Genomic DNA, 14262 nt, shown 5'->3' with positions numbered 1-14262 from the left:
CAAATACTATACCAACAGCGACCTAAACTGGACAAACCATTGATAAGTCGATGAACCTCACAAGAAAAACTGCCGCTATTGTACTTAGCGTTTAGCAAGCATCAATCGCATTTTTGACTCGTTTATCAGAAACCGGATACGGAGTGCCTAATTGTTGAGCAAAAAGGCTTACTCGAAGCTCTTCGATCATCCAACGCACTTCTTTCACGTTTTCTGGAATCACCATGCCTTTCGGAATCTTATTAAGTAGTTCTTTGTAATCACTCGCCACTGACTCGACTCTCAACATGTGTAAACGGTCTTTGTTTGGATCGATCGGTAGCTTCTCCATACGACGTTCAATGGCACGCATGTAACGCAGAATGTCCGGAAGACGCTTCCAACCACACTCTGTTGCGAAGCCTTTGAAAATCAAACCTTCCACTTGCGCTTTAATGTCAGATAACGCAAATGCCATGGTGAAATCCACTTTGCCTTTCAACTTTTTGTTGATATTGAAAGCCGTCGTCAGAATGGTTTCGACTTGTTGTGCAATATCCACAACTGTGTCACCCAGCTCTGCACGAACGTGTTCTTTCAGCGCATCAAACTTCTCAGGCTCCCAAACCAAACCGCCCTGCTCTTCGATAAGCTTATCGACACCACACGCGATACAGTCATCAATCAGATCCAACACTTTACCGTAAGGGTTAAAGTACAGACCCAACTTCGATTTGTTCGGTAAGTTGGAGTGCAGATATTTGATTGGCGACGGCACGTTTAACAAGATCAGACGACGCTGACCCGCTTGCATAGCCGTCACCTGTTCGTATTCAGTTTCGTACAGTTTGATTTCTACACTGTCTTTGGAATCCACAATCGCCGGGTACGCTTTAACGTCGTAACCACCGCGTTTTTGTTGATATACCTTAGGCAGCTCACCAAAGCTCCAAGTATGTAAGCCTTGCTGCTCAATGTCATCATCGGCGACTTTAGACAGCGTTTCTTGAACTTTGTCTTTCAGGCTTTCTTTCAACGCATGAAGGTCGCTATTTTCCTTCAACTTGCGATTTCTATGGTCAACCGCGCGGAAAGTCACCTTCAAGTGCTCAGGAATTTGATCCATATTCCAATCTTCGCGCAGAACTTCCACACCAGTCATTCGACGAAGCTCTTTTTCAAGCGAATCTAATAAAGGTGCTTCCATTGGCGTCGAGCGAGCTAAGAAAGCATCAGCATAGTTTGGTGCAGGAACAAAGTTTTTACGAATCGTCTTCGGCAGCGATTTAATCAAGCTCACCACAAGCTCATGGCGCAGACCAGGGATCTGCCAGTCAAAGCCCGCTGGCTCAACTTGGTTAAGGATCGGCAGCGGTAAGTGTACCGTCACACCATCGCTGTCTTCGCCCGGTTCAAACTGGTAGCTCAGCTTAAGTTTTAGGTTGTTTTGGTGCCAGAAGTTCGGGTAATCCAAATCGGTTACGTGGCTAGCATCGCCTTTGAACAGCATCTCTTTTTCGAAGTTCAGCAGCTCTTTGTTGTCTTTCGATGCCTTCTTCCACCATGTATCGAAGTGCTTACCAGAAACGACTTCCGTACCCACACGTTGGTCGTAGAAATCAAACAACTCATCATCGTCCACCAAAATATCGCGGCGACGAGATTTATGCTCAAGCTCTTCCACCTCTTGCAGAAGTTTGCGGTTTTGCTTAAAGAATGCGTGTTTAGTGTCCCACTCGCCTTCTACCAACGCGCTACGGATAAAGATCTCACGGCTCACCGTTGGATCGATACTTCCGTAGTTTACCAAACGGTTAGGAACAATCGGTACCCCGTAAAGCATCACTTTTTCGTGTGCCAAGACTGCTGCGCGTTTCTTCGACCAATGCGGCTCGCTGTAGCTGCGCTTAATTAGGTGCTTCGCTAACGGTTCAATCCACTCTGGTTGAATCTTGGCGATGATACGGCCCCAAAGTTTAGAGGTTTCCACCAATTCAGCAGACATGATCCACTTAGGTTGTTTCTTGAATAGACCTGATGCAGGGAAGATATGGAAACGAGCGTTACGCGCACCTTGATATACATTCTTCTCTTGGTCTTTCATACCGATGTGCGACAACAAACCCACAAGAATAGAACTATGAACGCCATGGTAAGACGCAGGCTCATCGTTGAGTTTGAACTCCATTTCACGCATGGATTGGTGAATTTGGAAGTACACATCTTGCCACTCACGAACGCGCAAGTAGTTCAAGTAATCTTGCTTACACTGTTTGCGGAATTGGTTGCCCGTCAGCGCTTTTTGTTGCTTCTGGATGTAGTCCCACAAGTTCACCAACGTCAGGAAGTCTGATTCTTCATGGAAGAAGCGTTTGTGTTTGTCATCTGATGATTGCTGCTTGTCACTTGGACGCTCACGCGGGTCCTGAATCGACAATGCCGCTGCGATAACCATGACTTCTTTCAGCGCGCCTTGTTTTGGAGCTTCCAATACCATACGCGCTAAACGTGGATCGATTGGAAGGCGGGCAAGTTGACGGCCAATACTGGTCAGGCGTTTCTTATTACCTTGAGAATCGGACGGTTTCGCTTCTGCGTTAATCGCACCAAGCTCTTCCAGCAAACGAACACCGTCTTGGATATTACGTTTGTCTGGCGCTTCCACAAACGGGAAGGCTTGAATATCGCCCAAACCAAGTGCGGTCATCTGCAAGATAACCGACGCTAGGTTAGTACGCAGGATCTCAGGATCGGTAAACTCCGGGCGTGACTCAAAATCTTCCTCTGAGTACAGACGGATACAGATACCCTCTTCCACACGACCACAACGACCTTTACGCTGGTTCGCACTCGCCTGAGAAACTGGCTCGATTGGAAGGCGCTGAACCTTAGTACGGTAACTGTATCGGCTAATACGCGCCGTACCTGGGTCGATAACGTACTTGATGCCCGGAACCGTCAACGACGTTTCCGCTACGTTGGTTGCCAGTACAATGCGGCGACCAGCATGAGGTTGGAAAATCTTGTTCTGTTCACCCGCCGACAAACGCGCGTAAAGCGGCACAATTTCCGTGCTCTTCAGATTACGTTTAGACAGTGCGTCAGCGGTATCACGGATTTCACGCTCACCGTTCATGAAGATCAGGATGTCACCTAAGCCTTCATCGCACAGTTCGTCTACCGCTTCGAAGATACCTTCAAGTTGGTCACGATCATTATCGTCATCACCACTTAGTGGACGGTAACGCGTCTCTACCGGGTAAGTACGACCTGACACTTCAATGATTGGTGCATTGTTGAAGTGTTTTGAAAAACGCTCAGGGTCGATGGTTGCCGACGTGATGATCACTTTCAGATCAGGACGACGTGGCAGCAACTCTTTCAAGTAACCCAAGATGAAATCGATGTTAAGACTGCGCTCGTGCGCTTCATCGATAATGATGGTGTCATATTGATTCAAGAAACGGTCATGCTGAATTTCAGCCAGCAAGATACCGTCCGTCATCAATTTGATTTGGGTATTTTCAGAGATCTGATCGTTAAATCGAACCTTGTAACCAACAAACTCACCAAGCTTGGTTTCCATCTCTTCGGCGATACGGTTCGCAACCGAACGCGCCGCAAGACGACGAGGCTGAGTATGACCAATCAGACCGAATTTACCGCGACCAAGCTCAGCACAGATTTTTGGTAGCTGAGTGGTTTTACCTGAACCGGTCTCACCCGCAACGATAACCACTTGGTTTTCTTCGATCGCTTTCGCAATGTCGTCGCGTTTTTGGCTGACTGGCAGAATCTCAGGGTATTCAATCGTTGGTTTGTAGCTACTACGTTGCTCCACAACCATCATGGATTTGGCGATGTCTAATGCGATTTCATCAAACACAGCGTTACGTGCTGCGTCTTTTTTGATTTTGCTTGCACCAGAGATTCGTTTACTCAAGCGGAAGCGGTCACGCATCATGCACTGGTTAAGTGCCTTGCGCAGTGACGCCGCGTTATTTACTTGAGCCTGAGGCGCAGCATTCTGAGAAGCTTGTGCTTGAGATGCATTAGCCTGCTTCGCTTTGGCATTTTGCGCACCATTTGACGGTGCCGCTTGCTCTTCAGCGGGATTCTTTTTTGGGGGCTGTGACGAAGTCAAAGCGTTTCCTATTCTTTTCATTACATAAAACTGCGCGGATTGTAGCACATAAGGGCTAGAACAAGATAACGGAAAGCAGCTTCAAGCAATCATTCAATTTTTTCGAACAACTTAAGCAAATCCATCGGGTTTTGAGTCGCTGAGCATTGCCTATAATGCATCACATAGCCGAAAGCACTTATTAAAGGAAACTCATATGTCTCGTGTACTAGCTCTTAAATCAAGCATCCTTGGCGATTACTCTCAATCAAACAAACTGGTTGAAGACTTCATCAAAAATGTAGACCAAGATAAGCTAACTGTTCGTGACTTAGCTGCAAATCCACTGCCAGTTTTAGACTTTTCCGTTGCGACAGCACTTCGTGCAACAGAAGATCTTTCACAAGAGCAACAAGCGGTGGTTGACCTATCTGATACCTTAATTGAAGAAATCAAAGCAGCAAATACTTTGGTTATCGCAGCACCAATGTACAACTTTACGATTCCAACTCAGCTAAAAAACTGGATTGATTTGATTGCTCGTGCAGACGTGACATTCAAATACACAGAAAATGGCGTTCAAGGTCTGATTGAAGGTAAGAAAGCAATCGTAGTCACCACACGTGGCGGTCTTCATAAAGACTCACCAACCGACAGCATGACACCATACCTACGCACAGTATTGGGCTTTGTTGGTATCACGGATGTGGAGTTTGTTTACGCAGAAGCGCTAAACATGGGTGATGACGCAGCAGCGAAAGGCATTTCAGACGCGCAAAGCCAATTGGCAACCTTGGCGTAAGATTGAATAGAATTGAATACAAAAAAGGGATTGGTTCGCGCCAATCCCTTTTTTATCGTTTTAAGTCAAAGCTAATGATGCTGTTGTAGCAGCTTTGTGCGCATTGTCCGCAACCTTTGCATTTGTTAGCGTCAATTTTAGGTTTGACATCATCTTGCCATTGCAAAGCATCATATGGGCAACTGTCCTCGCAACTGCCGCAATAACCGTATAAGTTTTCGCAGCTGTTCGAGATAGTTGCTATCAAGCCTGTAGACTCTGTTTGGTTTGAAAGCGCCAATGTAGGGCACGCCGACTTACACGCGCCGCATAAATCACATGCCGAGTAGCTGATGTCTAACGCGGCAACGCCATCAACCATTTCTATGATTTGGCTCGGACATGCAGAAGCGCACTTTCCGCATCCATCACAAAGCCGAGTGAACATCGACTCTTCCACCGCATAAGGCGGTCTCGCTTTAACACGAGGCTCTTGAGCTTGTTCCACTGGTGCGCGACGAAACGAAAACAGACGTCGCTTGCTTAGATCAACCGATTCAGACTGGCGCATCCGAGTAATCTCTCTTTGCAGGCACAACGACTTGGTATTGCTCACTCAGGGATTGAAGTAATTCTTCAGTAAGATTCGACAGTTTTGAGTAAGGCGCAAGAGTCACCGCTTTTTTGAAGCGCTTGTTGAAAAAGCCAAACCACGTCATCAAGTGCTCGCGCAACATTTCAGCCGCCAGTTTTTGTTGATCAGTTTCAATCAACATACCTAGCACCATCAGCATCAAGCCGATCTGGTCTTCTGGCTCACGTTGGTCAGATTCCAAAGCAAAGCCACAACGCTGCAAGAAGTAACGATATTCAATGGTTGATTCACCAAACAACACCGCTTCTTTATCTAGATAAGCCGAACCCCAAGGTGGCGCTGGCATCTCGCCAATACCAGCAAACATGCGATCGTGCTCCATTTGCAGTGCCTCTTCGCTCTCGTTTTGAAAGCTGCGCAGCATGTCATTAAGCGCTTCAATTGGTGTATCAGTATTGCTCAGCAACGTATCGAGATTTGCCGCCGGGTAATCTTTTGGCTGGTAGTAAAACAGTGCACCACACAGCTTAAGAACGATGCTGGTATCTTGTGGTTCAAGTTGAGAAATTTGCATGAAGTACCTTTGATGACTGGTGTTTTTATTCTTCGATTAAGTAAAACGGAAAAGAGATGGGACGAACACTCGCCCCACTCTGCTAATTGTTATCAGTACAAATAATGGTTATCAGCACAAATAACGGTTATTAGTACAAACCAGATGTAAAGTGCATGCCGTAGAACACATTGCGACCTAGAATCTCTGCAACGAACAAGGCAACGAATGCCACGATAACTAGCAAGTTCTTCTGACGACCTTCTGCGGTAAACAACTCAGCGAATACCCAAAGAGCAGCAGCAACCACAAGCAACAACACATGACCAGCAACATAGCCAGATAGCATTGTGATTTGATCCAAGCCACTGTGAATCGCCGTTGAGATACCTGCGAAATAAATCGTCTGCATTACTGAGAACGCTAGGTTCAGCGCAATCAGGCTTGCACCAGCCCACATTAGGCGACGATTGGTTTTCTCAGCCGTCACGTCCAATACGTTGATAAGCGTGTAACCGAACATCAGACCCGAAGTCACGACCGTGAACCAAAACGCAACCGTGGTCATTGGTGAGTACCATGCTGGTACCGTTTCTATTTGGTAAACATTTGCCATCGCGAACATGAAAATCACGCTAACCGCGATAGACAACCAGTTCACAATTTTACGCACGCCTTCGCTGCCGATTTTTAGAATCGTTAGCAACCAGTACAAACCGGCTAGAGACAGAAAGCTTGCACCCGTTAAGATCTCGTTAGATAGCGCCGCACTACCAACACGGTTTAATGCGTTGAAGGCACGAAGAGGGCTACCCAAGTGAGTGGTTGAAAACAAGAAACCCAATCCCATTACAACCAAAATTGCGAAACGAGCGATGTTCATACGAGGCTCTGTCACGCGTGGTGGCTTACCGAATTTCTCGAATGCATTAACCGTTAGGTGCGCGCCAACCGCTGTTTGAGCAAGAACCGTAAAGGCAACTAATGGTGCTTCGTATAACATTATTTCACCTCTCTTGGATTCTGTAGGAAACCAGTGCGGTCATTGGTTGGACGACCATTTGGATTTAGCTTCACGATCAAGTTCGGGCTCGTAATGCGAGAATCTGGCAGTGGTGCCACATCCGCGTTTGAACCATATTTCGCGCGTAGCTCATCAATTGGACCAAACTCAATCGCACGCAATGGACAGCTATCAACACACACTGGCATTAAGCCTTCTGCGACACGTTCGTAACAACCATCACACTTAGTCATGTGACCTTTTTCTTCGCTGTATTGAGGTGCGCCGTATGGGCAGGCCATGTGACAAGATTTACAGCCGATACACACGCTTTCATCGACAACAACAAAGCCATCTTCTTCACGCTTGTGCATTGCACCTGATGGACAAACCTTGGTACACGCAGGGTTAGTACAGTGGTTACAAGAGATCGATAGGTAGTACGCGAACACGTTTTGACGGAACGCGCCGTTTTCTTCTGTCCAGTTGCCGCCTACGTATTCGTAAACACGACGGAAGTTGCGGTCGATACCCAGATCTTTGTTATCTTTACAAGAGAGCTGACATGTCTTGCAGCCAGTACATTTGCTTGAATCAATGTAAAAGCCATACTGCTTCGCTGTGCTCATTATTTAGCCCCCATTTTCTTAATTAGCGTCACTTCAACGAGGTTGGTATGGCTCGGGTTTGATTTTGCCAACGGGCTTGGACGTTGTGTCGTCAGCACGTTGATTGAACCCGCTTGGTCAACACCTTTACCATTTGGTGAGTACCATGCGCCCTCACCTAAGCCAACGATGTGTGGCATGATGCGTGGGGTTACTTTTACGCGAACGTTCATTTCACCGAACTTACTGCGCACGCTAACCAAGTCACCGTTGTCGATGTTGCGTGACGCTGCATCAATCGGGTTGATCCAAAGTTCCTGTGGTGCCGCTGCTTTTAGGATGTCGACGTTACCGTACGTAGAGTGCGCACGAGCTTTGTAGTGGAAACCCGTTAACTGAAGTGGGTACTCTTTACGATCAGGAGAATCCCAGCCATTAAACGTCGAAACGTATTCTGGTAATGGCTTGATTGATTCATCTTCGTCCAATTCCCATTCTTCGTTGATCTTCGCTAACGTCTCCGAGTAGATTTCAATCTTGCCCGATGGCGATGGTAGTGGGTTCGCTTCTGGGTCACGACGGAAGTCTTCGTATGCCACGTGTGGACGGTCGAATTGCTTCTTATAGATGCCCTGCTTTCTCATCTCATCGTAAGACGGCAAGTTTGGATCGTTGTTTTGTTTAACGGTCTGAGCGTACATCCATTGCAGCCACTCTTCTTGAGTGCGACCTTCAGTAAACTCATCAAACACGCCCATGCGCTTCGCCACACCAGACATAATGTCGTAGATAGGTTTGCATTCGAAACGAGGTTTAATCGCTTGGCTTGCAAAGATGAAGTAAGGCATTGATGCAGCTGCACCATCCATACAGAAATCCGATTGCTCTGACGTTGTGCAGTCTGGCAATACGATATCGGCATACTTCGCCGAAGACGTCATGTGGTTGTCGATCACCACAATCATTTCACACGCTTTTTCATCTTGAAGAATTTCGTGTGTGCGGTTGATGTCTGAGTGTTGGTTAATCAGACAGTTACCTGCGTAGTTCCAGATAAACTTGATGTTGTTTTGTAGCTTCTGAACGCCTTTAATGCCGTCGGTCAGATCTGTCATTTCCGTACCGCGGTAAATCGCGTCTGTCCAAAGGAACATTGGGATAGAAGCGCTGATCGGGTTTGGCACTTTCGGGAAGCGTTGGAATGGGTATGAGTGGTTACCTTCACGAGCACCAGTACCACCACCTTGCAAGCCAACTTGACCACGTAGCAATGACAACATCATTACCGCTTTACACGCTTGCTCACCATTTGCTGAGCGTTGTAAGCCCCAACCTTGGGTAATGTAAATGCGTTTAGCATCGCCAACTTCGCGTGCAAGTTTCAAAATCACATCAGCAGGAATACCGGTGATTGGCTGTGCCCACTCTGGGGTTTTCTCGATGCCATCTGGGCCAGTGCCCATAATATAATCTTTGTAGCTGCCGTTTTCTGGCGCTGATGCAGGAAGCGTTTTACGGTCGTAACCCACACAGTAACGGTCAAGGAAGTCTTGATCGACTTTATCTTCCGTAATCAATACATGGGCGATGGCTGCAATTAAAGCTGCATCTGTACCGTGCTTGATAGGAATCCATTGGTCTTCACGGCCTGCAGCAGTGTCAGTGTAACGAGGGTCGATACAAATCGTGCGAGTGTGACTGATGTTTTTCGCATCCACATAGTTGTGAACCTGACCACCACCCGACATACGGGTTTCCGCTGGGTTGTTACCAAACATCAGACATAGGTCTGCATTTTGAACATCGTCAATCGAGTTGTTATCAACGAACGAACCGTAGAAGTACTCCGACATACATTCGATGTTTGCTGCAGAGTAGTCACCGTAGTGATTTAGGTAACCACCACAAAGGTTCATCATACGAGCAACCAATGTCGCGCTTGGATCCCAACTCTTAGTTACTGTACCACCAAGCGTACCTGTACCGTAGTTTAGGTACACCGCATCATTACCGTGGTCTTTAATGATGCGTTTTAGGTTATCACCAATGAGGTCAAAGGCTTCATCCCAAGTGATGCGTTTGAACTTACCTTCACCACGCTTACCAACGCGAAGAAGTGGGTATTTCAAACGGTCTGGCGAGTAAACACGGCGACGCATAGAGCGACCACGCAAACAAGCACGAACTTGGTGATTGTGGTTGTAAACATCATCACCCGTGTTATCGGTTTCTACCCATTTGATTTCACCGTCGACCACGTGCATACGAAGCGGACAACGAGAACCACAGTTTACGGTACATGCCGACCAGACAATTTTTTCGTTTGGTTTTGCTGGTGTTTCTTTGGCAACCGCTTTAGTTGCAAACGGGAGAGAAAGCGCGTTTCCTGCTAGCGCTAGAGCACCAAGTGCAGAACCACCCTTTAAAGCATCACGCCGAGTAATATTAAACTTACCATTTTGACTCATGGTTTTTTCCTAAATTACGTTTTTGAATTTGGTCGTGGCGCTTAATTAATGGCTTTAAGTGGGGAAAGAACACTCGTTAGAAATAAAAGACATAGAGATTGTATTTTCAAAATAGGCATTCATTGAAAATATCTAATTTCGCTTTAATTAATACACAAGGCAAATCAAAGCAACATTTCTACAAAACCATCAATTAAGCTAGATAGCACAAGCCTTGAGCAACTAAGGCATGGCCACCCGCCACTATTAATATCCTTGTAGATTTAAGGGGTGATAATCTTGACCACAGTCAATTATTAAAAAATACAAAATGCAATCTTATATTTCATTTCAACGTTTTATATGAATGAAATATTAATAGGTCAGAGGTGTGTCAATTCAATTAAATATCAGAATGGTTTTTAAATTGAATGGATAACAAATAAGAATACAGAAGAATAAAAATAATAATAATTACCAATTAAAAGAAAATAAATAAGCCTCATGTCAAGATGAGGCTTATTCGTATTTGTTTTCAGCTGAGCTTAAAAATCGTACTGTAAGTAGATCGTATTATAGTTACTGCCGCCTTTGATGCGGCCAAACTGAGAAGCACTCTCGAAGATAGCACTACGGTGATGTAATGAGTAACCTACCCACATGTTTTCCCAATCTTTCTGGTTAAACAGATCACCTACATTCACATCAAATGAGAAGTCGAGATAGTTCAGCAAATTACTTGCGGTGTAACCTTTCTCTTCCATCTCAGTACCTTCGATGTAGGTGATGTTATCGATGTAAGACATACCCTCTGCGACACCGAAACGCCATTTGGTCGGCCAATCAAAGGTGTAGTAAGCCTTAATCGCCATTACATACTCAGTACTGGACGATTGAACTTCAGATGACCAATGATGAACCAAACCTGGTGTTAGATAGATATCAATTGGGAAACCGAAGATTTCATCCGTCAATGGGTGTCCGTAGAATAATGAGGTGAGCTGGTTGTTGTACTCGTCCTTCTCGGCATTAAATTTGAAAATATCGCCAATATTGGAAGGCGTTGCCCAGCCGTGTGCAACACGCAGATACGGACGGTTGCTCAACTCTGATTTACGAGCCTTCCCTTTGTCATTGAAAAAACCAAAGCCAACGAATACTTCACCCTGATAGCGGTCTTCAACAATTTGGCTGTTGTACGCTTCACTGTCGAGACGAGTAATGCTCGTTTCGCCGAGTAGGTACAAATTAGAAATGACGTGGTATCGGGCTTTAATGCCTAAGTTCGCATCAATACCTGCACCAATTTTCTCGCCCGTTACTTCATCAAACGAGTAATAAGTACTGTTGAAATCGGCATCTTTATAACGAATGGTAAAAGAAGGTTCCAACTCCCAGTCGCCTAACTCATAGTTAGCCGCGATACGGTAGTTGGAATGAAATTGGAATTCGTCATCCGTCATCACTTCGAATTCGGCGCGCCAGTTCTCGTCAAAGTTGTAACGAATTTGGCCACCGAAGTCGACACGATCGCCCTCAAAAGCGTTTTGAACCGATTTAGGTATGTCAACAAAGCGCAAGCGCATGATCGCACTTGCACGCCAATCTGAGTCGTCCTCATCATATAAGAACACACCACCTTCAAGGCCATCAATGTAAAGGTGCTCATTCTCAAAGAACATCATTGGCACAAACGTGCTTACCGTCGAGTCATCGTCAGCAGTATAAAAAGGAATCGCAGCAGTCCGGTACATCGCAGCAATGCCCCACTCTTGTTCAGCATGCTTCGACTCAGCAAATGCGGCTCCGTTTAGCAATAAGCCTGAGCAGGCTAGCGATGTTCCTAGTAGGTGTTTCATAACTCTCCTATGTCGCTGTAATTAGAGACAGTATTCAATCACAAAGAGTATATCTGACTTTATTCGTCTATCGGTTAAAAATTCCTACAGGACTACTTAACCTCGTTATAACCGCCCATATTTTAGGCGATTTATAAATTTGTTTTGAATTAACCTCAAATATTCAACCAATTGCACTTACGCGTTTCTGGATTTTATCTTTAATCTGCAATCGCATTTTTGCTATGAATACATACACATAAGAAAATACACAATCATAATCAAAGGTTAATTATGCGAAACGTCACTTTATTATCGCTTGTCCCTTTCGCGTTTGCCTCGCAGGCAGCACAAATTGTGGAACACTCTCAAACTGACCTCTCTGAAGCACTCAATATTGCTGGTGAATCATCCTATATGCCAGCAAGTACCGAACTGAGTTATCAGAACATCAACCGAGTAGAAATAGGTCAACAAACGTTAGTTCGTAAGCAACAATTGCATTACGGCGTACCTGTATATGGTCACTCTGTCGTCGCAGATCTTTCCGCAAAAGGCTTTGCTCAATCGATTGACGGTAATGTGGTGGTTGGAATCGACAACGACTTAGACTCGACGCTGCCAATGATCAGCGCAAACCAAGCGATTGAAATCGCAACGGGCACTCAGCAAGGTTTTGCATCTAACGAGTTTCCAGAGAATGATGCTCGTGCGGAACTAATGGTTTGGCTAGACGAACAAAATACCGCGCACCTTATCTACAAAGTCGATGCGGTGAAAATTGTCAATCTACGTCCCTCTCGTCCTATCACGCTGGTCGATGCAAAATCAGGAGAGTTCATGGACCAATGGGAAGGTCTTGCATTTCTTGAAGCAGAAGGCCCAGGCGGCAACCAAAAAAGTGGCCGTTATTACTTTGGCCCAAATACAAAGTTTGGTGGATTCCAAGTTGACCAATACTGTCAGATGAACAGTGATAATGTCGAAACGATCAACATGAACAACCAACAATGGGGTGGTCAAGTTCATCGCTTCAACTGCAACGTGAATAACTACCGAGAAATCAATGGAGCGTACGCGCCAATGAACGACGCACACTACTTCGGCCAACGTGTATTTGACATGTACCGTGAGTGGCTTGGCGCACGTCCTATTCAACAAAAACTCACCATGCGCGTTCACTACGGCTCAAACTATGGCAACGCGTTTTGGGATGGTCGTCAGATGACCTTTGGTGATGGCAACAGCTCTATGTACCCTCTTGCGACTTGGGATGTTATCGCACATGAAGTCAGCCACGGTTTCACCGAGCAAAACTCAGGGTTGGAATATCGCGGCATGTCTGGCGGAATGAACGAATCATTTTCTGACGTCGCTGCTGCTGCACTTAGCCAATACGTGCATGGTAGCTTCAACTGGAAGATGGGTGAACACGTGATGAAGTACTCACCCGCTATGCGTTACTTCATCAACCCAAGCCATGACGGTTCCTCGATCGACCATATAAACCAATACTACAATGGCATCGATGTGCACCACAGCTCAGGCATTTTCAACAAAGCCTTTTACCACCTAGCGACAAGCTCAGGCTGGAGCATCAAAACAGCATTCATGGCTTACGCAACGGCGAACCAGTTGTACTGGACGCCAAACTCAACCTTCCAGCAAGGTGCAGAAGGCGTATGTAAGGCAGCGCAAAAGCTGGGATATGAAAGCTCCGCTGTCACGTCTGCGTTCTCTCAAGTGGGTGTTCAGGTGATGAACTGTGAAAGCGGTCAACCTAATCCAAACCCTGGACCGGATACTGGCATGACCGAGCTTTCGCTCAACATGCCTGTCGCGATCCAAAGAAACACGGCAGACGAGCAACAGTTCGTTCTGCGTCGAGCCTCTAGCGATGATGTTTGGGTACAAACTTACAATGGCTTTGGTAATGTGGAACTTTATGTAGCGATTGATCGCCCAGCAACACCTTCAGATTACGACTGCTCATCGACCAATATGGGTAATGAAGAAGCGTGTGGTTTTGGTGGTATTCAAGGTTCAGACATTTATGTCACTGTAACAAATACGCAGAGCGCTTCTGACGCCTACCTTGCCGTCAGTGAGGCATACGGAACGCCACAGCCAAACCCAGAACCACAAGACCAGTGCGCATCTCTGCAAGAGTGGTCACCTTACAATTACTACCCTGCCGGTTCTTCAGTGAAGTATTGGGGCAACCGCTTTGTTGCGACACAAGATAACTGGGGAGCAGACCCTTATCAGAACTACTGGTTCTGGACATTTGAAGGCAGCTGTAACGACTATTAAGCAATGATAAAGAGAGCCTGCT

The 14262-nt window shown here is 46.0% G+C and carries 9 protein-coding genes; 2 read left to right on the top strand and 7 right to left on the bottom strand.

Features of this window, described 5'->3' with window-relative positions; all coding sequences use genetic code 11:
• Positions 1-91 precede the first annotated feature (91 nt).
• Complete coding sequence (gene hrpA, locus ITG12_RS02005; RefSeq protein ID WP_283102919.1) at positions 92-4123, bottom strand: ATP-dependent RNA helicase HrpA; 4032 nt, start codon at positions 4121-4123, stop codon at positions 92-94.
• Between the two features lie 196 nt (positions 4124-4319).
• Here hrpA and ITG12_RS02000 point away from each other — a divergent pair, with 196 nt between their 5' ends.
• The gene (locus ITG12_RS02000) at positions 4320-4904 is read left to right on the top strand and encodes an FMN-dependent NADH-azoreductase (protein ID WP_248873511.1); all 585 of its coding nucleotides are present in this window, start codon (positions 4320-4322) and stop codon (positions 4902-4904) included.
• Between the two features lie 52 nt (positions 4905-4956).
• Here ITG12_RS02000 and ITG12_RS01995 read toward each other — a convergent pair whose 3' ends face one another.
• The 6 genes from ITG12_RS01995 to ITG12_RS01970 form a co-directional block, all read right to left on the bottom strand.
• On the bottom strand, positions 4957-5454 hold the full coding sequence (locus tag ITG12_RS01995; protein WP_248873510.1) for a 4Fe-4S binding protein: 498 nt from the start codon (positions 5452-5454) through the stop codon (positions 4957-4959).
• Positions 5441-6052, bottom strand: coding sequence for a molecular chaperone TorD family protein (locus ITG12_RS01990; protein ID WP_248873508.1), 612 nt, complete (start codon positions 6050-6052; stop codon positions 5441-5443). The genes ITG12_RS01995 and ITG12_RS01990 overlap by 14 nt, the downstream gene beginning before the upstream one ends.
• 130 nt (positions 6053-6182) lie before the next feature.
• Positions 6183-7034 (bottom strand): DmsC/YnfH family molybdoenzyme membrane anchor subunit, encoded by an 852-nt coding sequence (locus ITG12_RS01985; RefSeq protein WP_248873506.1) that lies wholly within the window; start codon positions 7032-7034, stop codon positions 6183-6185.
• The gene (locus ITG12_RS01980) at positions 7034-7663 is read right to left on the bottom strand and encodes a DMSO/selenate family reductase complex B subunit (protein ID WP_005433785.1); all 630 of its coding nucleotides are present in this window, start codon (positions 7661-7663) and stop codon (positions 7034-7036) included. The genes ITG12_RS01985 and ITG12_RS01980 overlap by 1 nt, the downstream gene beginning before the upstream one ends.
• Positions 7663-10110 carry a DmsA/YnfE/YnfF family dimethyl sulfoxide reductase gene (locus tag ITG12_RS01975; RefSeq protein WP_005442705.1) on the bottom strand — a complete coding sequence of 816 codons (2448 nt, stop codon included), beginning with the start codon at positions 10108-10110 and terminating at the stop codon, positions 7663-7665. Before ITG12_RS01975 ends, ITG12_RS01980 begins: the two co-directional genes overlap by 1 nt.
• Before the next feature lie 524 nt (positions 10111-10634).
• A complete protein-coding gene (locus ITG12_RS01970; RefSeq protein WP_170946224.1) occupies positions 10635-11948 on the bottom strand; it encodes a MipA/OmpV family protein in 1314 nt (437 codons plus the stop codon).
• Positions 11949-12221: 273 nt separating this feature from the next.
• Between ITG12_RS01970 and ITG12_RS01965 the strand changes: the two genes are divergently transcribed.
• Positions 12222-14240, top strand: coding sequence for a M4 family metallopeptidase (locus ITG12_RS01965; RefSeq protein ID WP_248873504.1), 2019 nt, complete (start codon positions 12222-12224; stop codon positions 14238-14240).
• Positions 14241-14262 lie beyond the last annotated feature (22 nt).

This window comes from Vibrio sp. ED002 (genome assembly GCF_023277445.1).
In the GTDB taxonomy this organism is placed as follows: Bacteria; Pseudomonadota; Gammaproteobacteria; order Enterobacterales; family Vibrionaceae; genus Vibrio; species Vibrio jasicida.
This window is presented reverse-complemented; position numbering and strand designations above follow the sequence as displayed.

Excerpts from the sequence above, each read along its gene's own strand:
- ITG12_RS02000 (WP_248873511.1), top strand. The coding sequence starts at position 4,320 with ATGTCTCGTGTACTAGCTCTTAAATCAAGCATCCTTGGCGATTACTCT.
- ITG12_RS01995 (WP_248873510.1), bottom strand. The coding sequence starts at position 5,454 with ATGCGCCAGTCTGAATCGGTTGATCTAAGCAAGCGACGTCTGTTTTCG.
- ITG12_RS01990 (WP_248873508.1), bottom strand. The coding sequence starts at position 6,052 with ATGCAAATTTCTCAACTTGAACCACAAGATACCAGCATCGTTCTTAAG.
- ITG12_RS01985 (WP_248873506.1), bottom strand. The coding sequence starts at position 7,034 with ATGTTATACGAAGCACCATTAGTTGCCTTTACGGTTCTTGCTCAAACA.
- ITG12_RS01980 (WP_005433785.1), bottom strand. The coding sequence starts at position 7,663 with ATGAGCACAGCGAAGCAGTATGGCTTTTACATTGATTCAAGCAAATGT.
- ITG12_RS01975 (WP_005442705.1), bottom strand. The coding sequence starts at position 10,110 with ATGAGTCAAAATGGTAAGTTTAATATTACTCGGCGTGATGCTTTAAAG.
- ITG12_RS01970 (WP_170946224.1), bottom strand. The coding sequence starts at position 11,948 with ATGAAACACCTACTAGGAACATCGCTAGCCTGCTCAGGCTTATTGCTA.
- ITG12_RS01965 (WP_248873504.1), top strand. The coding sequence starts at position 12,222 with ATGCGAAACGTCACTTTATTATCGCTTGTCCCTTTCGCGTTTGCCTCG.